25 protein-coding genes and 1 pseudogene are annotated in these 23,091 nt (G+C 71.3%); 17 read left to right on the forward strand and 9 right to left on the reverse strand.

Annotation, left to right across the window (positions count from 1 at the left end):
- Positions 1-114: 114 nt before the first annotated feature.
- The 3 genes and pseudogenes from LNW71_RS29400 (at position 115) to LNW71_RS29410 (ending at position 3,079) form a co-directional block, all read left to right on the forward strand.
- On the forward strand, positions 115-1,695 hold the full coding sequence (locus LNW71_RS29400; protein WP_250970962.1) for an ABC transporter substrate-binding protein: 1,581 nt from the start codon (positions 115-117) through the stop codon (positions 1,693-1,695).
- A gap of 85 nt (positions 1,696-1,780) precedes the next feature.
- Positions 1,781-2,463, forward strand: a pseudogene (locus LNW71_RS29405) (uracil-DNA glycosylase).
- A 130-nt stretch (positions 2,464-2,593) separates the two neighbouring features.
- Positions 2,594-3,079 carry a hypothetical protein gene (locus LNW71_RS29410; protein ID WP_250970963.1) on the forward strand — a complete coding sequence of 162 codons (486 nt, stop codon included), beginning with the start codon at positions 2,594-2,596 and terminating at the stop codon, positions 3,077-3,079.
- A 160-nt stretch (positions 3,080-3,239) separates the two neighbouring features.
- Here LNW71_RS29410 and LNW71_RS29415 read toward each other — a convergent pair whose 3' ends face one another.
- Both LNW71_RS29415 and LNW71_RS29420 read right to left on the reverse strand, forming a co-directional pair.
- Positions 3,240-3,701: a hypothetical protein gene (locus tag LNW71_RS29415; protein WP_250970964.1), complete on the reverse strand. Its 462-nt coding sequence runs from the start codon at positions 3,699-3,701 to the stop codon at positions 3,240-3,242.
- Between the two features lie 126 nt (positions 3,702-3,827).
- Positions 3,828-4,505, reverse strand: a complete 678-nt coding sequence (locus tag LNW71_RS29420) for a TetR/AcrR family transcriptional regulator (protein WP_250970965.1) — start codon at positions 4,503-4,505, stop codon at positions 3,828-3,830.
- Positions 4,506-4,589: 84 nt separating this feature from the next.
- On the opposite strand from LNW71_RS29420, the gene LNW71_RS29425 reads away from it, so the two are divergent.
- The 3 genes from LNW71_RS29425 (at position 4,590) to LNW71_RS29435 (ending at position 7,225) form a co-directional block, all read left to right on the forward strand.
- A complete protein-coding gene (locus LNW71_RS29425) occupies positions 4,590-5,837 on the forward strand; it encodes an FAD-dependent monooxygenase (RefSeq protein WP_250970966.1) in 1,248 nt (415 codons plus the stop codon).
- Between the two features lie 19 nt (positions 5,838-5,856).
- The gene (locus LNW71_RS29430; protein ID WP_250970967.1) at positions 5,857-6,756 is read left to right on the forward strand and encodes a Gfo/Idh/MocA family protein; all 900 of its coding nucleotides are present in this window, start codon (positions 5,857-5,859) and stop codon (positions 6,754-6,756) included.
- A gap of 109 nt (positions 6,757-6,865) precedes the next feature.
- Positions 6,866-7,225: a hypothetical protein gene (locus tag LNW71_RS29435; protein WP_250970968.1), complete on the forward strand. Its 360-nt coding sequence runs from the start codon at positions 6,866-6,868 to the stop codon at positions 7,223-7,225.
- Positions 7,226-7,288: 63 nt separating this feature from the next.
- On the opposite strand, the gene lnt is transcribed toward LNW71_RS29435, so the two are convergent.
- Positions 7,289-8,926 carry an apolipoprotein N-acyltransferase gene (lnt, locus tag LNW71_RS29440; protein ID WP_250970969.1) on the reverse strand — a complete coding sequence of 546 codons (1,638 nt, stop codon included), beginning with the start codon at positions 8,924-8,926 and terminating at the stop codon, positions 7,289-7,291.
- A 98-nt stretch (positions 8,927-9,024) separates the two neighbouring features.
- Complete coding sequence (locus LNW71_RS29445) at positions 9,025-9,531, reverse strand: nuclear transport factor 2 family protein (protein ID WP_250970970.1); 507 nt, start codon at positions 9,529-9,531, stop codon at positions 9,025-9,027.
- Between the two features lie 245 nt (positions 9,532-9,776).
- On the opposite strand from LNW71_RS29445, the gene LNW71_RS29450 reads away from it, so the two are divergent.
- From LNW71_RS29450 to LNW71_RS29480, 7 genes are all read left to right on the forward strand, one after another.
- Entirely contained in the window at positions 9,777-10,154 is a 378-nt protein-coding gene (locus LNW71_RS29450) for a hypothetical protein (RefSeq protein WP_250970971.1), read from the forward strand.
- 31 nt (positions 10,155-10,185) lie between these two features.
- Entirely contained in the window at positions 10,186-10,806 is a 621-nt protein-coding gene (locus LNW71_RS29455; protein ID WP_250970972.1) for a flavin reductase family protein, read from the forward strand.
- Positions 10,807-10,912: 106 nt separating this feature from the next.
- On the forward strand, positions 10,913-11,737 hold the full coding sequence (locus LNW71_RS29460; RefSeq protein WP_250970973.1) for a hypothetical protein: 825 nt from the start codon (positions 10,913-10,915) through the stop codon (positions 11,735-11,737).
- Between the two features lie 211 nt (positions 11,738-11,948).
- On the forward strand, positions 11,949-12,107 hold the full coding sequence (locus LNW71_RS29465) for a hypothetical protein (protein WP_250970974.1): 159 nt from the start codon (positions 11,949-11,951) through the stop codon (positions 12,105-12,107).
- Between the two features lie 145 nt (positions 12,108-12,252).
- Complete coding sequence (locus LNW71_RS29470; protein WP_250970975.1) at positions 12,253-12,882, forward strand: TetR/AcrR family transcriptional regulator; 630 nt, start codon at positions 12,253-12,255, stop codon at positions 12,880-12,882.
- A 104-nt stretch (positions 12,883-12,986) separates the two neighbouring features.
- Positions 12,987-14,033 (forward strand): alpha/beta fold hydrolase, encoded by a 1,047-nt coding sequence (locus tag LNW71_RS29475; protein WP_250970976.1) that lies wholly within the window; start codon positions 12,987-12,989, stop codon positions 14,031-14,033.
- On the forward strand, positions 14,030-14,875 hold the full coding sequence (locus tag LNW71_RS29480; protein WP_250970977.1) for an alpha/beta fold hydrolase: 846 nt from the start codon (positions 14,030-14,032) through the stop codon (positions 14,873-14,875). Before LNW71_RS29475 ends, LNW71_RS29480 begins: the two co-directional genes overlap by 4 nt.
- Positions 14,876-15,021: 146 nt before the next feature.
- Here LNW71_RS29480 and LNW71_RS36590 read toward each other — a convergent pair whose 3' ends face one another.
- Positions 15,022-15,603: a DUF4352 domain-containing protein gene (locus LNW71_RS36590; RefSeq protein ID WP_250970978.1), complete on the reverse strand. Its 582-nt coding sequence runs from the start codon at positions 15,601-15,603 to the stop codon at positions 15,022-15,024.
- A 360-nt stretch (positions 15,604-15,963) separates the two neighbouring features.
- Here LNW71_RS36590 and LNW71_RS29490 point away from each other — a divergent pair, with 360 nt between their 5' ends.
- A complete protein-coding gene (locus tag LNW71_RS29490) occupies positions 15,964-16,380 on the forward strand; it encodes a hypothetical protein (protein ID WP_250970979.1) in 417 nt (138 codons plus the stop codon).
- Between the two features lie 96 nt (positions 16,381-16,476).
- Here LNW71_RS29490 and LNW71_RS29495 read toward each other — a convergent pair whose 3' ends face one another.
- A complete protein-coding gene (locus LNW71_RS29495) occupies positions 16,477-17,052 on the reverse strand; it encodes a CGNR zinc finger domain-containing protein (protein WP_250970980.1) in 576 nt (191 codons plus the stop codon).
- A 104-nt stretch (positions 17,053-17,156) separates the two neighbouring features.
- On the opposite strand from LNW71_RS29495, the gene LNW71_RS29500 reads away from it, so the two are divergent.
- Entirely contained in the window at positions 17,157-18,329 is a 1,173-nt protein-coding gene (locus tag LNW71_RS29500) for an epoxide hydrolase family protein (protein ID WP_250970981.1), read from the forward strand.
- Between the two features lie 70 nt (positions 18,330-18,399).
- Here LNW71_RS29500 and LNW71_RS29505 read toward each other — a convergent pair whose 3' ends face one another.
- Positions 18,400-19,149: a TetR/AcrR family transcriptional regulator gene (locus tag LNW71_RS29505; RefSeq protein ID WP_250970982.1), complete on the reverse strand. Its 750-nt coding sequence runs from the start codon at positions 19,147-19,149 to the stop codon at positions 18,400-18,402.
- Between the two features lie 103 nt (positions 19,150-19,252).
- Here LNW71_RS29505 and LNW71_RS29510 point away from each other — a divergent pair, with 103 nt between their 5' ends.
- Positions 19,253-20,152: an NmrA family NAD(P)-binding protein gene (locus LNW71_RS29510; protein ID WP_250970983.1), complete on the forward strand. Its 900-nt coding sequence runs from the start codon at positions 19,253-19,255 to the stop codon at positions 20,150-20,152.
- 255 nt (positions 20,153-20,407) lie between these two features.
- On the opposite strand, the gene LNW71_RS29515 is transcribed toward LNW71_RS29510, so the two are convergent.
- Entirely contained in the window at positions 20,408-21,280 is an 873-nt protein-coding gene (locus LNW71_RS29515) for an undecaprenyl-diphosphate phosphatase (RefSeq protein ID WP_250970984.1), read from the reverse strand.
- Between the two features lie 181 nt (positions 21,281-21,461).
- Positions 21,462-22,178 carry a TVP38/TMEM64 family protein gene (locus LNW71_RS29520; RefSeq protein ID WP_250970985.1) on the reverse strand — a complete coding sequence of 239 codons (717 nt, stop codon included), beginning with the start codon at positions 22,176-22,178 and terminating at the stop codon, positions 21,462-21,464.
- A gap of 48 nt (positions 22,179-22,226) precedes the next feature.
- Between LNW71_RS29520 and LNW71_RS29525 the strand changes: the two genes are divergently transcribed.
- Positions 22,227-22,964, forward strand: coding sequence for a DNA alkylation repair protein (locus LNW71_RS29525; RefSeq protein WP_250970986.1), 738 nt, complete (start codon positions 22,227-22,229; stop codon positions 22,962-22,964).
- The last annotated feature ends 127 nt before the right edge of the window (positions 22,965-23,091 follow it).

Genomic DNA, 23,091 nt, shown 5'->3' on the forward strand with positions numbered 1-23,091 from the left:
AGCCTGGGACGGTTTCGCCCTGATTGACTCAAGTGCCCCGTCGGGCCTGTGGATTGACCCGGCGGGGCGCTGCGGTATGGTCTGCCGACCCATGGCTGATCGAGGAGCGTGCACGTGTTCTACCGGGCCAGTCTGCAGGCTGCTGCAGCCCTTGCTTCCCTCTCTTTGCTGGCCGGCTGCGGTCTGTTGTCCGACAGTGGCTCGGAAGTGGAACAGAAACTAGCCGTCGGGACGACCAGTGAGCCTTCCACGCTCGACCCGGCGGCGGCATGGGACGGCTCCTGGGAGCTGATGCGCAACGTGTTCCAGACGCTGGTGAGCTTTCCCACCGGCAGCACGAGCCCCGAGCCCGATGCCGCGGACCACTGCAAGTTCACCGACACCACCAGCACCGCCTACCGCTGCACGCTCCGCAAGGGTCTGAAGTTCTCCAACGGCGACGTCCTCGACGCCGAGGCCGTCAAGTACTCCATAGACCGGATCAGGACGATCGGGGTCAAAGGCGGACCCATCGGCATGCTCGGCTCGCTCGACCGGGTGGAGACCAAGGGTGACGATGTCGTCATCTTCCATCTGTCCAAGCCGGACGCCACCTTCCCCTTCGTGCTCGCCACGCCCGCCATGTCGCTGGTGGCGCCCAGCGCCTACTCCAAGCACAAGATCCGCGACGACGGCGGGGTCACCGGCTCCGGTCCCTACCTGCTGGACGCGTACAAGCCCGGAGACCGTTCCGAGCTGTTGAAGAACCCCGACTACGAGGGCTTCGCCGACCGCAAGAACGACGCCGTGACCATTCGCTACTTCAAGGACTCCGGCACCATGGTGTCGGCGCTCAAGAAGAACGAGATCGACGCCACCTACCGAGGGCTGTCCGCCCAGGAGGTCGTCAGCCTCGAGGACAACCAGGACAAGAAGAGCGACCTCCAGATCGTCGAGACCGTCGGCGCCGACATCCGCTTCCTGGTCTTCAACCCGAAGGACAAGGCCGCGGGGAACCCGGCCGTGCGGCGCGCGATAGCCCAGCTCGTGGACCGTGACGCGCTGGTGGCCAAGGTCTACCAGGGCACCGCCGAGCCGCTCTACTCCATGGTGCCCAAGGGCATCGCGGGGCACACGACCAGCTTCTTCGACACCTTCGGCGATCCGAGCACGACGAAGGCCCGGAAGATCCTCACGGACGCCGGCATCACCAAGCCCGTTCCGATGACGTTCTGGTTCACCACCGACCGGTACGGCTCCTCGACGGCCCCCGAGTTCGCCGAGCTCAAGCGTCAGCTGGAGGCTTCCGGGCTCTTCAGGATCACCCTGAAGAGCCAGCCCTGGAAGACGTTCCAGGAGGGCTTCAACAAGGGTGAGTACCCGGTCTTCGGCCGAGGCTGGTTCCCCGACTTCCCGGACCCCGACAACTTCATCGCCCCGTTCGTCGGCAAGGACAGCGTCACCGGCATGCCGTACGTGAAGGACGAGATCACCAAGCAGCTGCTGCCCCAGTCCCGCAAGGAGAGCAACCGCGGCGCGGTCAGCCGGCAGTTCGAGCGGGCCCAGAAGATCCTGGTCGACGACGTCCGGCTGCTCCCGTTGTGGCAGGGCAAGCTGTATGTCGCGGAGGGCGAGGACATCGGCGGCGGCGAGCGGGCCCTGGACCCGCAGACGGTCATGCAGATGTGGGAGCTGTACCGCAAGGCCAGCTGGTAGCCCCCGAAGGGCTGCGGAGCCCGTTGTCAGTGGTCACCGGTAGGTTCTGAGGTCAAGAACTGATTGCTTACCGGAGGTTGTTGACGTGACCGACACCGACCTGCTGCCCGAGTCCTGGCGCGGCGTCCTCGGCGAAGAGCTGCAGAAGCCGTATTTCGAGGAGCTCACCGAATTCGTCGAGAAGGAGCGGGCCGGGGGCCGGTCTATCCCCCTCGGGGGCAGGTCTTCGCAGCCCTGGAGGCGACCCCGTACGACCGGGTGAAGGTCCTGGTCCTGGGCCAGGACCCGTACCACGGCGAGGGCCAGGGGCACGGGCTGTGCTTCTCGGTGCGGCCCGGCGTGCGGACTCCGCCCTCCCTGCGGAACATCTACAAGGAGATGAAGGAGGAGCTCGGCCTGCCGGTCCCGGACAACGGGTATCTGATGCCGTGGGCCGAGCAGGGGGTGCTGCTCCTCAACGCCGTACTGACGGTGCGCGCCGGCGAGGCGAACTCGCACAAGGGCAAGGGCTGGGAGAAGGTCACCGACGCGGTGATCCGCGCCGTCTCCGCCCGGCCCGAGCCGGCGGTCTTCGTGCTCTGGGGGAACTACGCACAGAAGAAGCTTCCGCTGATCGACGAGGAGCGCCATGTGGTGGTGAAGGGCGCGCACCCCTCGCCGCTCTCGGCGAAGAAGTTCTTCGGGTCCCGCCCGTTCACCCGGATCAACGAGGCGGTCGCGGCTCAGGGGCACCAGCCGATCGACTGGCGCATCCCCGACCTGGGCTGATGGCGCGCCGGAGCCTGAGTGCGATTGTCCGCCGCGACGGTTAGCGTCGAACCGGCCGGAACCATCCGGAACCGTCCGGAACCCATCGGATCCGGCCGGGCGCAGGTGGACGGGTACGAGGGAGACCGCAGTGACGGAGCAGCAGGCGGCGTCGCAGGACGTCGTCATGACCAGAATCGGCCAGGCGATCATGCTGCTGCACGGCGGTGACCGGGAGGAGGCCCGGAATCGCTTCGGCGAGCTCTGGGCGCAGATCGGCGAGGACGGTGACGCCCTGCACCGGTGCACCCTCGCGCACTACATGGCGGACACCCAGGACGATCCCGTCGACGAGCTGGCCTGGGACCTGCGCGCGCTGACCGCCGCCGAGGGGCTGAGCGACGAGCGGGTCTCGGAACACCGGGACGCCCTCGCGGTGCGCGCCTTCTATCCCTCGCTCCACCTCAACCTCGCGGCGGACTACATGAAGCTCCGCCGTCCGTCCCGGGCCTGGATCCATCTGGACCGGGCCCGGGACGCCTCCGCGGTCCTCGCGGAGGACGGGGTGGACGACGGGTACGGCGGCGGAGTCCGGGCCGCCATCGGACGGCTGGAGCGGCGGCTGCGGGAGCTGTGAGCGCGGGCCGGGTGGCGAGGAAGCTGCCCACGGCGGCCCGTGGGGGCGCCCCGCCCCGTGCCCGCCCCACGCCCGCCGCCACCCTTCCGGCAGCCTGAGCGCTCTTCCTCCGCCCTTCCGTCCGCCTGCCGCCTGCCGTCGCCCCTCCGTCGGCCTTCGGTCAGCGACCGTAGGCGTCGTCGCAGATCCGCGACTGCGGACTGGCCGCCGGCCAGTGCCCGTACCCCCGCCCGAGCGCGCAGAGGTCCGTCCCGGTGAGCCGTACCGGCCGGGGAGGCACGCGTGCGGGTACGGGGGCGGCAGGGGCGGCCTCCCGTGGCCGGGGGCGAGGTGCGCCGGGGCGGTTCTGCTGTTGCTGTGGCAGGCGGGGTCCGGCACGCCCTGCGGCCGGAGGGACGGCGGCCGCACGACCGCCCGCCGAGGGGGACGGCTTCGGGTCCGGCAGGGCTTCCAGGGTGTCGCGGACCGGGGGCCGGACGACCTGCGGAGCCAGGTCCTGGGCGGGCCTGCTGGGCCCCGGAGCCGGCGGAGCGCTCGGCTGCGGCTGGACGGACACACACCCGGACAGGGCCGTGACCGCCACGCCGACCAGGAGCTTCACGGTGGTTCTGGTTCGATGCACCTGATCAACTCTGCTGTGCGGACGAGCCGTCGAGTGAGCCGGGAGGCCCGGATTGGCCCGCACGAGTGACCCGGTCAGCACAGCGCCCCGCGTGTCGTCACCGCGGCGGCCGGGCGCGCCCGCGCCTCAGCGTCCGAGCATCCCGCGCAACAGCTCACCGAAACCGGCACGCAGCTGGGCCTCGCTCGGCACGGAACCGCTGTAGGAGCCTGCCGCGCACGAGAACATCAGCCCCTCGCACCAGGCCACCAGGGACAGGGCGTGCCGCTCGGGCTCGGGCGACCCGGCCGCCTTCATCAGGGCCACCAGGGGCTCGCGGAACTGCCGGCCCGTCGCGTCGAAGAAGGTCCGCAGTTCGGGGCGGCGTGTGGCCTCCAGGGCGAGTTCGTAACGGCAGACGAGCAGGTCCCGGTGGCGGGTCAGGTAGCGGTGCAGGGCCAGGGCGAGACCGGCGACCAGGGCGTCCTGACAGGGAAGCGCGGCCGGGCCGGACGGGGGGCCGGGAGCCGCCGCGCCGGGTACCGGCTCCCGGGCGGGGGTGGTGGCCCCGTCTGGGGCCCGGTCCGGTGCCGGGAGCTCGCCCGGCGCCAGGACCCGTGCCTCGCGCTCGGCCAGGCGCCGCACGGCCGCCTCCAGCAGGGACTGCCGGGTGCGGGCGTAGTTGGAGGTCGACCCCTGGGGGAGACCGGCTCGTTCGTCCACCGCTCGGTGGGTCAGCCCCCGCATGCCACGCTCGGCCAGGAGGGCGAGTGCGGCGTCGGCGATCAGATCGGCCCGGGAGGAACCGGTGGTGCGTGTGGCCATGGGATCAACCTACCGCCGTAACTACAGCTGTAGTACGTTGGTCTCGTCACTACAGATGTAGTTACCGAGAGTCGAGGAGGAGTCATGGACGCACCCCGCGCGGTCGTCATCGGCAGCGGTATCGGTGGTCTCACGGCGGCGGTGGCCCTGCACCGGTCGGGCTGGCAGGTCACCGTGCTGGAGCGGGCCGACTCCCTGGAGCCCGTCGGCGCAGGTATCGGTCTGGCCCCCAACGCCCAGCGTGCCCTGGACGTCATCGGGCTCGGCGACGAGATCCGGTCCCTGGCCGCCTGGCAGGGTGAGGGCGGCATGCGTTCCCCGGACGGCCGCTGGCTGTCCCGGACCGACAGTGCCGCCGCGGCCGAGCGGTTCGGCGGCCCACTCGTCCTGGTGCACCGGGCCACCCTGATCGACCGCGTGGCCGCCGGGCTCCCCGCGACCGCCATCCGCACGGGCTGCCCGGCACACCTCGTGGACCCGGGGGTCGTGGGCGGCCGGCCCGCCGTGGTCGGCACCCCGCAGGGGCCGGTCGAGGCCGACCTCGTGATCGGCGCCGACGGCATCCACTCGGCCGTGCGGAGCGCGCTCTTCCCGGACCACCCCGGGCCGTCGTACGCCGGTTTCACCGCCTGGCGCGTAGTCGTCCCCGCCCCCGCCGAGCCCTTCGCCCCGCACGAGACCTGGGGCCGCGGCGCCCTCTGGGGCACCCAGCCGCTCAAGGACGGCCGGATCTACGCGTACGCGGCAGCCGTCGCCCCCGCGGGAGCGCGGGCCGCCGACGACGAGCGGGCCGAGCTGCTGCGCCGGTTCGGCGACTGGCACGCCCCGATCCCCGGGATCATCTCCGCCGCCGAACCCACGGGTGTCCTCCGCAATGACGTCTACCAGATGACCGACCCGCTGCCCGCCTTCCATCTGGGCCGCACGGTGCTCGTCGGGGACTCCGCCCACGCCATGGCGCCCACCCTGGGCCAGGGCGGCAACCAGGCCATCGAGGACGGGATCGTGCTCGCCCACCACGTCGCACCGGGCGCGGACCTGGGCGCCGGCCTGGCCGGGTACACCGCCGACCGGCTGCCCCGCACCGCCGCCGTCGTCCGCAAGGCCGAACAGGTCTCCCGGCTGATGCGGCTGACCGGGCCCGCCTCCGTCGCGGTGCGCGACTTCGTGATGTCCACGGTCTCCCGGTTCGGACCCGGTCTGGTCCTGCGCACCTTCGACGGCATCGCCGACTGGCGGCCACCGCAGCACACGTATGCTGCCGGGACGAAGGACGCGCCGGCGAAACCGCGGTGGAGCGCCACGGACGAGGGCCGCGACGTACGGCGCTGAACGGCGAGAGGGAGACCCTGTGAAGGTCGGCTGTATCGGGCTCGGCGACATCGCGCAGAAGGCGTACCTGCCGGTACTCACCACCCTGCCGGGGGTCGAACTGCATCTGCAGACCCGCACCCCCGCCACTCTGGCCGCCGTCGGGGCGACCCACCGGATCGCGCCCGCGCAGTGCCACACCGACCTCGACTCCCTCCTCGCCCAAGGGCTGGACGCGGCGTTCGTGCACGCCCCGACCGCCGTGCATCCGGAGATCACCGGCCGGCTGATCGAGGCGGGCGTACCCACGTACGTCGACAAGCCGCTCGCGTACGCACTCGCGGATTCCGAGCGGCTGGTGGAGCTCGCCGAGGCGCGCGGCGTCAGTCTCGCCGTCGGCTTCAACCGCCGGGTGGCGCCCGGTTACGCGCAGTGCCTCGAGCACCCGCGTGACCTGATCCTCATGCAGAAGAACCGGGTCGGGCTGCCGGAGGAGCCGAGGACCATGGTCCTCGACGACTTCATCCATGTCGTCGACACGCTGCGCTTCCTGGTGCCGGGCCCGGTGGAGCAGACGGTCGTACGGGCCAGGGTCCGCGACGGCCTGATGCACCACGTCGTGCTCCAGCTGTCCGGGGACGGCTTCACCGCCATCGGTGCGATGAACCGGCTGAGCGGGTCGACCGAGGAGCGGCTGGAGGTCTCGGGCCAGGACTCCAAGCGCGAAGTCGTCAACCTCGCCGAAGTGATCGACCACAAGGGCCAGCCGAGCACGCGCCGGCGCGGCGACTGGGTGCCGGTGGCCCGGCAGCGCGGCATCGAGCAGAGCGTGCTGTCGTTCCTGGACGCCGTGCGGGCCGGCAAGCTGCTGAGCGCCCGCGACGCCCTGGAGACGCACGACCTCTGCGAGCGCGTCCTGCGCGACCTCGACTGCGCCTGAGCGCTCCCCCTCCACGGCCGGGGCCCGGTCCGTCCGGTCCTCCGGATGCGTGCGGACCGGGCCCGATGCAGGCTGAGGGGATGGACCGCCGGCCCGCGGAGGTGACCTTGTGAAACGCCGTCACGAGCCACCGGGCTGGGGCGCGCTCCAGCCCCCGCCCGGGTACTACTCGGCGGACGGGCGGCCGCCCGATGCCATGCAGCGCGCGCTGATCCTCGACTGGGCGGTCAGCCAGCGGATCGCGAGCGGCTGGCGCATGGAGTCCCGCTCCGAGACCCAGGTCGTGATGGTCCGCGGCCGCCCCCTGAACCATGTGCTGCACGCCGTGCTGACGGTGTTCAGCTGTTTCGTCTGGGGCGCCGTGTGGCTGGTGCTGGGCGTGACCAACAAGGTGGAACGGATCGCGCTCACCGTCGACGCGATGGGCGACATCATCACCGTGAACGGGCCGGGCCGTAGCGGATTCTGAGACCTCCGCCTGCCGCTCCACGGACGGCGCGCGCACCGCCCGGTAGTCCCTGCGCGTTCCGAGTCACTGCGCGGACTCCGTCCGGGACTCCGGGGCCGGCCGGGCAGGTGTGGCGGACGCGGCCCCGGCGGCGACCGCACCCGCCGGAACGGACAGGCCGGGCCTGCGCACGGACCGCACCCCTTCGAACGCGCAGAAGGCGGCCAGGACGCCCAGTGCGCCGTACAACGGCCAGTCGCCCAGCCGGACGTACAGCGTGGTCCCCGTCGCCAGCGGCGCGCCGAACACCGCGGCCCCGCTGGTGTCCGTACCGAGCGGAGCGCCGACGGGCTCGCCCTGCGGGCCGTACACCGCGCTCACACCCGTGAGCGTGGCATGCACCATCGGGCGGCCGTTCTCGGCGGCCCGCAGGGCACCGAGCGAGGCGTGCTGGGCGGGTGCCCAGCCGTTCTGGAAGGACGAGGTGGAGGACTGGGCGATCAGCAGCTGCGCACCGTCCCGGGTCAGCCGTCGGCTCATGTCGGGAAACGCGGACTCGAAGCAGACGAGCGGGCCGATGTGCAGTGCATGCGCGCCGGGGAGCGTCATGGTCACCGGCCGTGCGCCGCGCAGCCGGTCCTCGCCCGCGGCCCGGCCCATCGAGGTGGCCCAGCCGAGCGCCGACCGGGCCGGGATGTACTCACCGAAGGGCACCAGCCGCATCTTGTCGTAACGGTCACCGGTCAGGCCCTGCGGACCCACCAGCACGGCGCTCTTGAAGATTCCGGTCCGGCCCGACGCATCGGTCTGTCTCGCGTCCACGTTCACCAGCACATCCGCGCCCACCAGGCGCGACAGTGCCGCGATCCGGGCGGCGACGTCGGGCCGCCGGACCGGATCGACGGCCAGGCTGCTCTCGCCCCACACGACCAGGTCGACGTCCCGGCCCGCCAGCGAGCGCGTCAGCTCCTCACTGCGGGCGAGGCGGCGCTGGATGCTGCCGGGCCCCTCGATGACACCGGGCTGCACCACGGCGATCCGGGCCACCCCCGACCGCTCCGGCTGCGGCGCCCACATCCACACCGCTCCCACCGCCACCGTGCCGGCCACGAGCGCCACGACGGCTGCCGTGCGGGCGGCCGGGGACACCAGCAGCACGGCGACGGCGGTGTTCACGGCCACCACCAGCAGGCTCACCAGCCACACCCCGCCCACCGAGGCCAGCCGGAGCGCGGGCGTCACCTGCCATTGGCTCGCGCCCAACAGCCCCCAGGGGCCGCCTAGCGCCTCCCAGGAGCGTGCCAGCTCGATCATCAGCCAGCCGCACGGAACCACGATCACGGCCGCGGCCACCGCGGCGCCCGACGTCGGCCCGCCGAGCAGCCGGGAGACCAGCAGGCCCCAGGGGGCCCACAGCAGCCCGAGCAGGGCCGCCAGCACCACGATGAACACATGGAGGCTCGGCATCAGCCAGTGGTGCACAGCGAGCATGTAGCCGGTCCCGCCGAGCCATCCGTCGAGCGCCGCCCGGCGCCCCGTACCGGCGGATCGGATCAGGAGCAGCAAGGGGACCAGCGCGACATAGGCGAACCACCACAGCGAGGGGGCGGGGAACGCGAGCGCGGGCAGCGCGCCGGCGGCGAGCGCGGCGGCCCCACGCCACAGGGCGGAGCCGCGTATCCGGTTGCCCCACTCGCTCCGTCGCCCGGCCCAGGTCCGCATGGAGCGCCTCCTCGTTCTGCCCTGTCCGGGGTCGGTTCCGTGCCCCGGTTCCCGTCTTCTTCCCCCAGTGTGAGGCAGCGGAAGCGGGCCGGGGCCGATCAGCCGGTGGCGAGGGGGCCCGACAGGCTCCGCCACTTCTCGTGCACGGTCACGCCATGGATCCGCCAGCCGTTCTCCGTGCGCAGCAGCTCGAAGGCGTACCGCCCGCCGGAGACGAAGTTCGGCGCGGTCGGCGACGCGTCGTCGCCGCCCTTCCCGCTGTCGTCGCCGTCCGGGCCTGTCAGCCGCATCGGGTTCATGTAGTCGGCCCGTACCTGGGCCCCGTCGCCCGGGTAGCCGCCGAGGTCCTGGAGGTCGAGCCGGCGGTTGACGATCAGGTGCTGCCGCACGGGAAAGAGCAGCATCGTTTGCGACAGCCACTGCGCGACCTCGGCGGCGGGTCCCTCGATGCCGCCGGCGGTGCGGTAGTCGGCGCGGCCGTCCGGGGTGAACAGTGCTTGGTAGTCATTCCATTCGCCGTCGTCCACCGCCACCGCGTAGCCGGTGATCACTGCATCGATGGAGAGCCGGTCCATCACGGTCGAGAGATCTACGCGCTGCGTCATCGGGTCAGTGTGTGCCCGCAGGCCCCAGGGGCCAAGTGCCGTGCACCCGCGGCGGCCCCCGTGGGCGCGGAACGGCCGCCGAGGCGGGGCGCGGCAAAGGAGGCCGTGCCTGAGCCCAGGGCCCCGGTGCGTCGGCTGCCGGCCGCGCGTGCCGGTGCTGCGGACCGGTCCGACGGGTCCGGCACGGCGAGCCGCCGAATGCTGTTGTCCTCGTCGGTCGCAGCGCCTGCACCTATGCTCGCGGGATGGAGCAGAGCGAAGTCGTGAAGCGTGTGATCGGCATCCTCACCGAGGCGGGCGAGATGCGCAGGCTCTTGGAGGAGGACCCGGACCGCGGCGACCCGAGCAACGACTCGACCGTGGTGACCGCCCTCCTGAACGAGACCATGCCGCGCATCGCGATCCCCGAGGACGCCACGATCGAGGATGTGGTGGGGCTGGTGGGCCGCGAGGTCGGGGGGGCGGTCGAACAGTTGGTCGGAGCGTTCACCCTGGCTTTCGCCATGCTGGCGCAGGTGCACGACTCGGGGCAGACGGATGTGACGTCCGCGGACGTGCTGCAGGACCTCGCCCTGCGGGCCGAGCAGTTCGGCTCCGACGGCCCGGAGGACACGGAGGCGTAGCGCCTGCCCGACGGGCGGCATACTCGTCGGCATGCGTATCGACATCGACCCCCGGTCCACGGACCGGGGCACGTTCTACCGGCTGCTCACCGCGGTGGTCGTGCCGCGGCCCATCGCCTGGGTGTCCACCGTGACCCCGGACGGCGAAACGGCCAACCTGGCCCCCCACTCGTTCTTCACGATCGCCTGTGTGAGTCCGCCCGTGGTCCAGTTCACCTCGGTCGGGCGCAAGGACTCGCTGCGCAACATCGAGGAGACCGGCTCCTTCGTGGTCAACTTCGCGCCGGAACACCTCTTCGAGCAGATCAACGCGACCGCGACGGACTTTCCCCGCGGCGTCAGTGAGTTCGAGGCCGTGGGCGTCGAGCCGGAACCCAGTCTGCGGGTGAAGCCCCCGCGGGTGGCGGGGTCACCGGTCGCCCTCGAATGCGAGCTGCACAGCACGGTCCTGCTCGGCGACTCCACTGTCGTCTTCGGCCGTGTGGTGCATGCCGTGGTCGACGAGGACGTCATGGCGGACGGGCATCCTGAGGTCACCAGGCTGCGCCCGCTGACCCGGCTCGGCAAGGACGAGTGGGGCACCTTCGGAGGCGTACGGGAGATCTCCCGCGTCCCCTACGCCCAGTGGCAGGAGGACCGCACCGCCCCGTGAGGCGGCAGGGGGCCCGGCGGAACCGGCCGGTACTCCACCGGGCGTACGGGCACTGCCTTCCGAGGTACGACGACGCCCGGACGTGTGCCGCGGGAAGCTGCGCACCATGGAGAACCAGACCGCAGCAACTGCCCCGGCCGGACCGCCGGGCCGGCGCATCCGCCGCCCGTCCGGGCACCCCCGCAGCCTCCGGGGCGTCCGGCCGGTGGAAGCCCTCTGCTACGCGACGGGGGCGGTGCTCATCGCGTCCGGGCTGGTGCATCTCGTCGTGCTCGTCGCGGACGGCGGTTCCTGGGAGGGCCCGGTGTCCTGGCGCAAGCCCGTCACCTTCGGGCTCTCCTTCGGCCTGACCCTCATCGCGATCGCCTGGGTCTCCTCGTACCTGCGGATCGGCGTGCGCACCCGGGCCGTACTGCTGGGGCTGTTCGCCGCGGACTGTGTGCTGGAGGTCGCCGGCATCACCCTGCAGGCCTGGCGGCACGTGCCGTCCCACTTCAACATGGAGACCCCCTTCGACACGGCTGTGTCCATGACGCTGGCCGTCGGCGGGGGCGTACTGGTCGTCATTCTGTCCCTGCTGTCGGCCGCCGCGTTCGTCCGGCGCCCCGGCGGTCCGGACGGCATGGCGCTCGCGCTGCGGGCGGGCTGCGGGATTCTCGTCATCGGGCTGCTGTCGGGCGCGGCGATGATCGCGCGCGGCGTGTATCTCACCCGCACCGGGCACCAGTTGGCCGGCTACGCCTCCACGGCCTCGCTCAAGCCCCTGCACGGCGTGAGCCTGCACGCCGTCCTCGTCCTTCCCGCGCTGGCCCGCCTCCTGGCTCTGACCTCGTGGAACGCACCCGCCCGAGTGGCCGTCGTGCGGGCTGCCGTCGGCTGCTACGCGGTGGCCGTGGCGGCGGCGCTGGTGTGGGCGGTCGTCGCCTACTGATGCGGCCGTGAAGGCGAATGCGGGACGCACCGGCGACGGTGCCGACGGCCGGACCTGCGGCAACGGATAGTCTCTGCAAGCCTCGTCGGAATTTTTACCGGAGCCCTGGTGGGTGTGGGACCGGGACGATGCCACACCCCCGTCGTCGCCGCGGTCCTCGGACCGGCCGGCCTCGGGGCTCTCACAGCAACTGCGATGTACAGGAGACCCGATGGCTGATACCCCGCCCCGCCAGGTTCAGCGGCGCTCGGACGAGAGCGCGGCGGGCTCGGCGGCCGATGCCCAGGGCCGTGTCGAGGCCGTACCGACACCGCGCTACCAGGGGCTTTTCGTCGAACCCGATCTTCCGCCGTTCGTCGAGACCGAGTGACGACACGCGCACCGAGGCCCGCATCGCCCCTGTCCCCGCTCCGGCGGGGGCGGGGGCGGTCCGGCACCGGGCGGCCGCTCCCCGACCGCCACCGGCGCGGCGGGGCCCCGCTGTGCGCGCCCCGCGCATCATGGAAGCTGTCGGCATGAACATCTCTGCCGACGAAGACTCACCGGAACGGGCGGGCTACCGGCGCTCGGCGGGATCGCCGCGCGGTGAGGCCCGCCGTCGGGAGCTGCTGGAACGGGTCACCGAGGACCTCGCGGCCAACGGGCTCGTGGACTTCTCGCTGCGGCGCGCCGCCCGAGCGGCCGGTGCCACGCACAAGGTGCTCCTCTACCACTTCGACGGAGTGGACGACCTGCTCGTGCAGGCGGTCGTCCGGCTGCGTGAACGGCGCATCGGGAAGGCACTGGACGCCGCCACCGAGGGATCGGTCCGCCGGTCGCTGGGGGAGTGGGTGCGTGCGGTCTGGCCCATCCTGGTGGGCGAGGAGGCGCGGGTGCTCGATCAGGCCATCGGCCTCGCGATGTACGACTCCGAACGCTACGCAGCACTCGGCCGCGAGGCGTCCCAGCAGTACCTGCCCACCCTGCTGTCCGTCTGCCCGCAGCACTGGTCCGACCGCCGCAAGCTGGAGGTCGCCGAAATGGTCCTCGCGACACTCCGCGGTTTCCTGGTGGACGCCCGGACCAGCGGCGACACCGCCGGGGTCGCCGCCGGGTTCGAGGCGCTCGTCCGGGCGCTGGACCGGGAGGAGGCCGCGGACGAGTGACCGTGCCTCCGTGGCCGCGGCGCGGAGCCGGCGGGGCGATGGACAGCATGTGAACCACGTGGTTCACTTTTGGGAGGGATGAATCCATCCACCCGGAGGTCGGCATGCGTACGTCCGCAGAACGCCAGAAGGTCCGATTCACCGCCGACGGCACCGAATGCGCCGCCTGGCACTATCCCGGTACGAACGGCGGCTGCGTGATCATGGCCGGCGGCGGCGGAGTGACCAAGGAGCCCGGCACCGACCCCTTCGCCGCGCGGTTCAACGACGCGGGGTTCACCGTCCTCGCCTTCGACTACCGCCGCCTCGGCGAGAGCGGCGGCCGGCCGCGCCAGACCGTGCGGATCAAGGATCAGCTCGTCGACTGGCAGTCGGCGATCTCCTTCGCCGCGACCCTGCCCGACGTCGATCCGGCCCGGATCGCGATCTGGGGCTTCTCCCTGTCCGGCGGTCATGTCCTGCGCGTGGCGGCCCGTAACCCGCAGCTCGCGGCGGCCATCGCCCAGACACCCAACGCCGACGGGCCGGCCGCCTCCCGCAACGCGACGCGCCACCAGAAGCCGCTCGCGATGCTGCGGCTCACGGGCCGGGCCCTGCTGGACGCGGCCGGCGGACTCCTCGGCCGGAGCCCCGTGCTGGTGCCTCTCGCGGGCGAGCCGGGCACCGTCTCGATGCTCACCACCCCGGACGCCGTCGACGGCGACAGGGCCCTCAACCCGGGCAACCGTTACCCGCAGTGGCAGCAGACGATCGCCGCCCGCTCCGTGTTCGGCATCGTCCTCTACCGCCCGGGCCGCGACGCCCCGCGGATACGCGGTCCGCTGCTGGTCCTCGTGTGCGACCAGGACCGCACGGCGCTGAGCGAACCCGCCGTCCGCGCTGCGGGACAGGCACCCCGTGCCGAACTGGTCCGCCTGCCCGGCGGGCACTACGCACCGTTCCTGGACCAGCACGAACCCGCGGTCCGGGCTGAGTTGTCCTTCCTGCGCCATCACCTGCTCGACGAGGCGCCCGCGGGTGCGGATGCGGCGGCTACGGCGAGATTCGGCTCCGCGGATGCGGGGGCCACTGTGCGATCCGACTCCGCGGTTGCGGCGGCCGCCGGGCGACCTGACTCCGCGGACGCGCCGGCCGCAGCGCGACGGTCATGAAGGAGATCGAACTGTCCGCCGGGACGATCGACTATCAGGACACCGGCGGCGACGGACCCGCGGTGGTCCTGCTGCACGGACTGATGATGGACGCGTCGCTGTGGGAGGGGCCGATCGCCGGTCTGTCCGCCGACCACCGGTGCCTGGCCCCGACGCTGCCCCTCGGTGCGCACCGCCGCGCGATGCGTGCGAACGCCGACCTGTCCCTCCTCGGGACAGCGCGGCTGGTCACCGAGTTCCTCGACCGCCTGGACCTGCGGGACGTCACCCTCGTCGGCAACGACACCGGCGGGGCCCTTGTCCAGTTGATCGTCGCCGACGGAGCCGCCCGGGTGGGACGGGTGGTGCTCGTTTCCTGCGAGGCGTTCGACAACTATCCGGCACGGGTCACGGGAACGACTCTCGCGCTGGCCGGCAGGCTCTCGCCCCGCATGTTCGGGGTGTTCATGCAGCAGATGCGACTGCGGGCGGTACGCCGCCTCCCGATCGCGTTCGGCTGGCTGACCCACCGGGGCGATGCGGCCACCCGACGCTGGACGCGCCCCGTCATGACCCGGCCGGAGATCCGCCGCGACGCCGTGCGGACGCTGCGAGCGGCCGGCGAGGACGCCCGCCGGCTGGCCGAAGCGGCCGGGAGCCTGCCGTCCTTCGACCGGCCGGCCCTCGTCCTCTGGGCGGCCGGGGACCGCGTGATGCCGCCCGAGCACGGCCGGCGCCTCGCCGCACTCCTCCCACAGGGCCGGCTGGTCGAGATCGCCGGCAGCCGCACGCTCGTCCCGCTGGACCAGCCGGAGCAACTGGTGCGGCTGATCAGGGAGTTCGTGCCCGCGCACCGCCAGTGACATACGGCGGACGTACCGGACTTCCGTCGCGCCCGACACCCCGAGCCGACTGGGTAACCCGAGCAGCTGCCTGCGCCTTCCGCCCTGGGGTGGGGGACAGGTCTTCCCGGCGTACGGGCGTCAGGTGCGGGCAGCAGGTGCGGACGTCAGGACACGTCGCCGCGGACGCTGTCCCCGAGAAGGCCATCGGTGTACGTCACGTACTTGGAGTCGAACTGACCCTTTCCGGTGATCGTGCCGGTGATGTTCTCACCGGGACCGAGGTGGACGGTGCCCATCTGGTTCTCGTCGACGCCGAGCTCGGCAGTGTGCTTGCTGCCGTTGGCGTCGGTGACCGAGAAATAGAGCGGGTTGACGTCGATGTCGTCGCCGCTGTTGTTCGTGACCGTCACTTCGACACTGGTGTAGTCGGAGCCGTCGGCGATGACGCTCTTCTTGAAGGCGGCCTTTCTCGCGGCAATCGTCACCGGCGCGTCGGCAGGCGTCGCCGTCGCCGTCGTCTTCTCCTTCTGCGGACCGTCCGTCCCGGTGGCCTTCGCCTTGTCCGGCTCGGTGCTCCGCCCGGTGGCAGTGGGCTTGCTGCCGGACGACGATTCGTTCTCGTCGCCCCCGAAGACGATGGCGCCGCCGATGGCGAAGACGATGACGAGGGCGACGATGCCGAGGCAACTGAAGCTCACGATCTTCCCGGTGTTGCTCTTCTTCGGGGCGGGGGCTGCTGCCCCCACCCCGGCTGTCGGCCCCAACCGGGTTGCTGCGGCTGCTGATGCGACATGTGCCCCCCAAGGATGTCCGTGGAGGCATGACCGTAGCGGCGAGACAAGCGGCAGAGGAGGAAGATGTTCCGGTGGTGACGGAGCTGTGACCAAAGGGTGGGGAAGGGGTGGGCGAACCCTGCGGAGAGGGGGCGGAGGGGGCGGGAGTTGCCCGATCCACCTACTCCATCGTCGTCCGGGCCGGGAGCTGCCAGGTCCTGCATGGCGATGCGATCGCCTTGCAGCCGTGCCGTTGGCTTCCCTGCAAACGCCGCCCAACTTGATCACCGGCAGAGCGGCGTCGCGTGGGTCGGGCCACGTACCCTCGGATCCGTGCCCCGCAACGCTAAGAGGCGCCGTCGGCTGGTCGCCGACGGGCGCGTGTACATGTGGTCCATGCGCCACAGTCATCGTGCGGATGACAGCGGCCGGTCCGTGGACTGCCGACAGACCCTCACGCTGTCCCCGCAGCCGGCCGGCACCGGCGGGCCGCTGCGCATCGTGTTCGCCGACGGCCCCGGCCGGTTCGTCCCGGGCGGAGCATTCCTGGGTTCCGGGGACGTGGGCTTCACCCGGGGCAACTCCCTGAACCTGCACGAGCCGGGCGCCGTACGGGCTCTGCTCGATGTGGCGCTTTCACGCGGTTGGCAGCCGGGGCAGCGACGGGTGGTGGAAGTCGACGGCTGGACGCTGCTGAAGGAGGCAGGTGCGCGAGATGGGGGCGACGCACGTGGCGGCCAGGAGGGGTGACTCGGGGCAACGTCGGCCGCCCACTGGTTCAAGGGGCGCCCCACGCGACGGATGTGCCGCAACTGCGGGGCCCACTTGGATGTAGCGGGGTAGCGACTACTCCGCTGATCCGAGGTTTTTGCGCTGGTTGGCGTTGAAGCGCGCTTTCTTCTGGCGGTTCCCGCACGTGTTCATGTCACACCATCTGCGGGTGCGGCTTTGGCTGGTGTCGAAGAAGGCGGCTTGGCAGGTTGGCGATGCGCACAGGGCCAGTTTTCCGTCCCGTTCGCCTGCGATGACGCTGATCGCGTCGGCGGCGATCACGCCGAGGGCATCTTCCACGCCGGAAGCCGTGCCGAGTAGCCAGCGCCGCTCACCCGCCGGCGTCAGGACAGCCGCGGCTCGCCCCTGAGCGCTGCGTTCATTGATGACTTGGACAGCTGACGCAGGGAGAGGGTCCTGGAGCGCGGCCGCTGTCGCGGCGGCATGAATCGACTCCCTCAGTTCCCGGGCGAGGTCGAGCTGGGCGGTGCTGCAGGAGTCCACGGCGAGGCCGTTCACTGTCAGCCAGTCGACGAGCCGGTGCGGGGTGGGAATGCGCTCCACCGCGCTGCCGCGACGCTCCGACAGGGTCCCCGTGAAGCTGGTCGCCAGCACGTTACCGAGGCGGAATTCAGGAAACCCAGCAGGCATGGAACCACCTTAGCAGGTTGCGGCGTGACTCAGAGGGCTGCTAGAACCGTCTTAGGTGGTTCGCGAATGGTTCGCAGCCGGACCCTCGATGGCCAGGAGGTCTCATGCCCCGTCCGACCAGCGACGTGCAAGCATTTGAAGCCCACGCAACTGACGCCGACCTGGACGATCTGCGTGCGCGACTGGCCGCAGCGCGGCTGCCGGAGGCCGAGACGGTCCATCGCACCCCGCCCGGGCCTCGCCGATGGGGGCAGGGCGTACCTCTCGCCGACCTTGTCGATGTCGTGAACTACTGGCGCACCGGGTACGACTGGCGGTCGTTCGAAGAGCGCCTCAATCGGATCGGCCAATTCCGCACGACCATTGATGATCTGGGAATCCACTTCCTGCACCGCCGATCGGCGCGCGCGGACGCCACGCCTCTGATCCTGACCCACGGCTGGCCGGGCAGCATTGCCGAGTTCACCGATGTGGTGGACGAGTTGGCAGATCCGAAGGATGCGGACGCACCCGCATTCCACGTAGTGGTCCCTTCGCTGCCAGGCTTCGGTTACAGCGACAGGCCGGCCACCACCGGGTGGGGGACCGAAAAGATCGCGGCCGCGTGGGTGGAACTGATGGGAAGGCTCGGCTACAGCAAGTTCGCGGCCCACGGCGGCGACTGGGGAGGGAATATCACCACGGTTCTCGGCGGCAGGTTCCCGGCGCACGTTCTCGGCATCCACACAACGTTCGCGGAGGCGCCGCCCGGGTTGACGACGGACGGGCTGACGGCGGCCGAGCGGGAATGGACCGAGGAAACCCGCGATTTCTGGCGCCACCGCGCGGCGTACGCGAAGCAGCAGGCGACCCGGCCCCAGACCATCGGCTACTCGCTTGTCGACTCACCGGTCGGGCTTCTCGCCTGGATCCTCGACAAGTTCGCCGAGTGGTCAGACACCGAAGACAGCCCGTTCGAGACGATTTCCATGGACAGCGTCCTTGACGACGTCACCCTGTACTGGCTGACGCGCACCGGCGCGTCGGCGGCCCGCATCTACTACGAAAGCCACAACTCGCTGGACCCCGAACTTCGGGTCGACGTCCCGTCAGCAGTCAGTATGTATCCCCGCGACGTCGAGAAGTGTCCGCGCCCCTGGGCACAGGAGCGGTACCGGCAGATCGTCCGATGGGGGTCGCCGGAACGCGGCGGACATTTCCCGTCGCTGGAGGTCCCCGAGTATTTCGTCAAAGATCTGCAAGAGGGCCTCGCGGCAGTGCTGGCCGCCAATCGGTGAGCGCGCGCCTGAGTGCCGGCACTCGGTCACTCCACCGTGCGCTGATCCACCAGGGACTGCGGGACAGCCCTCAGGAAATCGTTGCCTGGGCGACGCGGCGGCGACGTGCTCGCTGCCGGCACGTAGCTCCGCAGTAGCGGGCGGGGCGGCCGGTGGGCCGGGCGTCCAGCCGGGCCCCGCACTGCTCACACCGTGGCGCCGCGTGAAGCGTGCCGGGCACGTCACGAAACACCCGCCCTTGCGTGACGGACGCGGGACTCCGCAAGCTCTCCAGGGTCAGCCGCACCATGCGGGCGCCGCCGTTCCGGTCGGGGTGGGCGGCGCTCGTCGTCGCGCACCCGACGGTGAGCGCAGCGACATCGTCCGCGCTGACGTCGGTGCGGACCCCGCCGGCCCGCTGGGCTGCGCGGAGCAGTTCGTCGAGTGCCTGGCGGAACCGTCGCGCCGACGCAGCCAGGTTGGGGCGCGGCCAGCTCGTTTCGGTGGTCAAGGCGTCGCACGCGTGCTTGCGCCCCTGAGACGTGTCGACGACTTCCAGGAGGAAGCCGAAGAACGCCGCGACCGGGTCTGCGCGGGCCGCCCAACGCCGTGCGGCATCAACATGGTTGTCGACCTGCTGGGCGAGTACGGCCTCCAGCAGGATCTCCTTGCTGGGGAAGTGCCGGTACACGGTGCCGGCGCCGACCCCCGCCTGCCGTGCGATCGCACCGAGCGAGATGTCCGGGCCGTGCTCGTCGAACGCCCGTGAGGCGGTGGCGAGCACCTTCTTGCGGTTGTGGCGGGCATCAGCCCGGCCGATGTCCTCGGGAGCTGCGGTCATGTCACGTAATCCCTTGTCCGTCGGACTCAACCGGGTGCAGCATTCCACATCGACCCCGGGCCCGACCCACCGTGCTCCCGACAATCCCGGGGTGGAGGACGACATGACCACTGATCGCTTGGTTGCCGTGACCGGTGCGACCGGTCGACAGGGCGGCGCCACCGCACGCCGGCTCCTGGCGGCGGGCAGACCGGTGCGCGTACTCGTGCGGGACGCGACCACGCCCACCGCCCGGTCACTCGAAGCCGCCGGGGCCGAACTCGTCCGCGGCGACTTCGACGACCCGTCGAGTCTGCCTGCGGCACTGGAGGGAGCGGCGGAACTGTTTGCCGTCCCGCCCGTGGCATTCGGGCCGGCCGGCACCGACGTGGACCGGGAGTTCGCCCGGGGCAGGGCGCTGATCGATGCCGCTGCCGCTGTGGGGGTCGAGCACGTCGTGTTCACGGGCGTCGCTTCCACGCCGGGGCGCACGGGTGGCTCCGAGGGGAAGAAGCGCATCGAGGACCACCTGCACGAGCGGATCAACTCAGTGACCGTGCTGCGCCCGGTGCGCTTCATGTCGAACTATCTCGGATCGATACCCATCGGAGTCGACGGCATCGCGCACGGCGTGCACCGGCACATTTTCCCGCCGGACGAACCCGTCCAGGTCATCGCGGTGGAGGACATCGCCGAATTCGCCGCGCTGGCCTTCAGCCGGCCGGACCGATTCGCGGGGCGAAGTCTGGAGCTGGCCGGGGATGCCCCCACCCCGGCCGAGGCAGCTGCCGCAATCAGTGAGGCCACTGGTGTCCCGGTGCGCTACGAGCAGATCACCCACGCCGAGGCGGCCGCACTCAGCCCCGAGATAGCACAGGTCCGGGAGCGCTGGGCAGCAGGATCGCGCTGGCACGCCGACATCGAGGCGCTGCGCGTCATCCACCCCGGCCTGCGTACGTTCGCGGACTGGCTGGCCGAATCCGGCACTGCCCTGCTGCGGAAGCGACTCCTCGAAACCGCCTAGTACCCCAGCTGTTGACCGTGATCTAGCTGCTCGGGGCCGGTACGGGACGGACCGGAGTGCGGCCACCGTCGGTCGTCGTGAGGAGTGTGGACCGGCGAGGAGACGGTGGCCGAAGGCAGCGCGAGATGTTCGAGGCGGCCATGGGGGGGATCGCGGCCCGGTTCCCGTGGGTCGAACCCCGTCCGTGGGCCGGGCGGTTGGAACGGGGCGTGCTGCCTGACCTGCCGCCGGCTGGTGATGTCCGCTTGAAGCCGATCAGCCCGCGGACTCACCCGCGTGCGGGCTCAGAGATCCCGCGCCGACCAGGATGAACAGCACGATGCCCAGAATGATCCGGTAGATCACGAACGGCATGAAGCTCTTGGTCGTGATGAACTTCATGAACCAGGCGATGACGACGTATCCGACACCGAACGCGATGAACGTCGCGAAGATCGTCGGGCCCCACGCCACATGTCCCTCGCCCGCGTCCTTCAGCTCGAAGACGCCCGAGGCGAGCACCGCCGGGACGGCGAGCAGGAACGAGTAGCGCGCCGCCGCCTCGCGGGTGTAGCCCATCAGCAGGCCGCCGCTGATCGTGGCGCCGGACCGGGAGACACCCGGGATCAGGGCCATCGCCTGGCAGAAGCCGAAGATCAGGCCGTCCTTGATGCCCAGTTCCTTGAGGGACTTGCGTTCCTTGATCGCCCGGTGCTTGCCGCCGGTCTCGTCGCGGGCGGCCAGGCGGTCGGCGATGCCCAGGACGATGCCCATCACGATCAGGGTGGTGGCGATCAGTCGCAGATCGCGGAACGGGCCCTCGATCTGGTCCTTGAACGTCACACCCAGCACGCCGATGGGGATGGAGCCGACAATGACCAGCCAGCCCATCTGGGCGTCGTGGTCACCGCGCATCGAGCGGTTCGTCAGCGACTTGAACCACGCCGAAACGATTCGGGCGATGTCCTTGCGGAAGTAGATGAGGACTGCGGCCTCCGTGCCGATCTGGGTGATCGCGGTGAACGCCGCGCCAGGATCGTGCCAGCCGGCGAACGCCGCGGTGAGCCGCAGATGCGCGCTGGAGGAGATCGGGAGGAACTCGGTCAGTCCTTGAACGAAACCGAGGACGAACGATTCGAACCAGCTCATGGGGCTTGGGCCATCCCGGAGTGATCATGCATCGGCCGACGGCATCAGGGCCGTCGGCGGCGTGCGGATTGCGGTCGTGCGAGGGCAGGGCCACATCGGCCCGGACATCGTCTGTCGGTCGCGGGCAGCGTATCGCCCCCGGATGAACAGAGTTACGACAACCCCCGCGCAGGCCGCCGCGTCACTCGGCGCCGAGCCGGTGACGCCTGCGCCAGGCGATCACGGCCGCCCCGGCCCCGGTCAGCACGATGAAGCCCATCGCGGCCAGGAACGCGGGCGACGTCGGTGACGAGGCCTCGCTCCCCGCCACGACGTACGCGGCCGTGTTCGGGATCGAGCCGAGGCCGGTCGCCGCCAGGAACGGCGGGTAGCCCATGCGGGACACGGCGGCGCAGTAGTTGGCGGCGGCGAAGGGCACCCCGGGGAAGAGCCGCAGCGCCAGCATCGACCGGAAACCGTGCCGGCTCAGCTGCCCGTCCGCCGCCCGCATCCAGCGCCCGCGCAGCAGCGTACGGAGCGCGTCCTGCCCCAGCACCCGTCCGAGCCCGAACGAGATGCCCGCACCGAGCACCGTGCCCGCCAGGGCCGCCACCAGACCGGCCTGGGAGCCGAACAGCGCGCCGGCGGCGAGGTTGAGCAGCGGGCGCGGCACGAACGCCACCGTGCACACGCCGTACGCGAGACCGAAGAGCGCGACAGCGGCCCACCCGTCGCTCAGCTGGGCGGCGGGTCCGCCGGATGCGAGCAGCCGCTGGGGTTCGAGGAGCAGCATCGCCGTCGCGGCGGCCAGCAGCACCGCCACGAGCAGCGAGAGCCGGGACCAGGGGGAGAGCAGCACCCTCGTGCAGCGCACGGCGAGACCTGCGGCGGGCCGGGTGGCCGGGGTGAGGTCGAGCATTCGGGGAGAGTATCCGACCCGATGTGTGATCGCCGTAATGTGACCGTTATGAGCCACGGAGTCGAAACCGGCCACGACGCGCCCGGGCCTGGGCCGTCCATCCCCAGCAGCGCGCTTGCCGACACCGTGCTGGAGCGACTCACCGCGCTGTATCCCGCAGTCGCCGATCCCGGACGCGCCCGGTCGGCCGCCGCGTACATGAAGCACGTCGCGCCGTTTCTCGGCATCCCCACCCCCGGACGCCGAGCGCTGTCCCGCGCCGTCCTGGAGGGCACCGCGCGTCCCGAGGAGGCGGACTGCGCCGCCATCGCGCTGCGCTGCTGGTCGCTGCCCGAGCGCGAGTACCAGTACTTCGCCGCCGACTACCTTCGCCGCCACGTCGCGCGCTGCTCCCCGGGATTCGTGCCGGTGCTGCGCCATCTGGTCTCGACCGTGCCCTGGTGGGACACCGTCGACGTACTGGCCGCTCATGTCGCGGGCCCGCTGGTGGCCGCGGACGGGGCGCTCCGGCAGGAGATGGACGCGTGGATCGAGGACGACGACCTCTGGATCGTCCGCACCGCACTGCTGCACCAGCTGCGCTACAAGCAGGACACCGACACCGGACGGCTCTTCGGGTACTGCCTGCGCCAGGCCGGCCACCCCGACTTCTTCATCCGCAAGGCGATCGGCTGGTGCCTGCGGGAGTACGCCAAGACCGATCCGCAGGCCGTACGGGACTTCGTCGACGGTGCGAGTGGCCGACTCTCGCCCCTGTCCGTACGCGAGGCGACCAAGCACCTCTGAGGGACCCCGCGGATCGCCCGCCCCAACTTCCCGCCGCCCGCCGAAAATCGCTCGACGGACCCGCGGCACTCGGACATGATCGACGCATGTTCCGGTACGCCTTCCTCGCAGCGCAGTCCGCAGTCGC

The sequence above is a fragment of the Streptomyces sp. RKAG290 genome, assembly GCF_023701695.1.
Taxonomy (GTDB): domain Bacteria; phylum Actinomycetota; class Actinomycetes; order Streptomycetales; family Streptomycetaceae; genus Streptomyces.

Bases quoted from the DNA above. Each gene is read 5' to 3' on its own strand.
- LNW71_RS29420 (WP_250970965.1), bottom strand. From the start codon at position 4,505: ATGGCCACACGCACCACCGGTTCCTCCCGGGCCGATCTGATCGCCGAC.
- LNW71_RS29425 (WP_250970966.1), top strand. From the start codon at position 4,590: ATGGACGCACCCCGCGCGGTCGTCATCGGCAGCGGTATCGGTGGTCTC.
- lnt (WP_250970969.1), bottom strand. From the start codon at position 8,926: ATGCGGACCTGGGCCGGGCGACGGAGCGAGTGGGGCAACCGGATACGC.
- LNW71_RS29445 (WP_250970970.1), bottom strand. From the start codon at position 9,531: ATGACGCAGCGCGTAGATCTCTCGACCGTGATGGACCGGCTCTCCATC.
- LNW71_RS29450 (WP_250970971.1), top strand. From the start codon at position 9,777: ATGGAGCAGAGCGAAGTCGTGAAGCGTGTGATCGGCATCCTCACCGAG.
- LNW71_RS29455 (WP_250970972.1), top strand. From the start codon at position 10,186: ATGCGTATCGACATCGACCCCCGGTCCACGGACCGGGGCACGTTCTAC.
- LNW71_RS29460 (WP_250970973.1), top strand. From the start codon at position 10,913: ATGGAGAACCAGACCGCAGCAACTGCCCCGGCCGGACCGCCGGGCCGG.
- LNW71_RS29465 (WP_250970974.1), top strand. From the start codon at position 11,949: ATGGCTGATACCCCGCCCCGCCAGGTTCAGCGGCGCTCGGACGAGAGC.
- LNW71_RS29470 (WP_250970975.1), top strand. From the start codon at position 12,253: ATGAACATCTCTGCCGACGAAGACTCACCGGAACGGGCGGGCTACCGG.
- LNW71_RS29475 (WP_250970976.1), top strand. From the start codon at position 12,987: ATGCGTACGTCCGCAGAACGCCAGAAGGTCCGATTCACCGCCGACGGC.
- LNW71_RS29480 (WP_250970977.1), top strand. From the start codon at position 14,030: ATGAAGGAGATCGAACTGTCCGCCGGGACGATCGACTATCAGGACACC.
- LNW71_RS29495 (WP_250970980.1), bottom strand. From the start codon at position 17,052: ATGCCTGCTGGGTTTCCTGAATTCCGCCTCGGTAACGTGCTGGCGACC.
- LNW71_RS29500 (WP_250970981.1), top strand. From the start codon at position 17,157: ATGCCCCGTCCGACCAGCGACGTGCAAGCATTTGAAGCCCACGCAACT.
- LNW71_RS29505 (WP_250970982.1), bottom strand. From the start codon at position 19,149: ATGACCGCAGCTCCCGAGGACATCGGCCGGGCTGATGCCCGCCACAAC.
- LNW71_RS29510 (WP_250970983.1), top strand. From the start codon at position 19,253: ATGACCACTGATCGCTTGGTTGCCGTGACCGGTGCGACCGGTCGACAG.
- LNW71_RS29515 (WP_250970984.1), bottom strand. From the start codon at position 21,280: ATGAGCTGGTTCGAATCGTTCGTCCTCGGTTTCGTTCAAGGACTGACC.
- LNW71_RS29520 (WP_250970985.1), bottom strand. From the start codon at position 22,178: ATGCTCGACCTCACCCCGGCCACCCGGCCCGCCGCAGGTCTCGCCGTG.
- LNW71_RS29525 (WP_250970986.1), top strand. From the start codon at position 22,227: ATGAGCCACGGAGTCGAAACCGGCCACGACGCGCCCGGGCCTGGGCCG.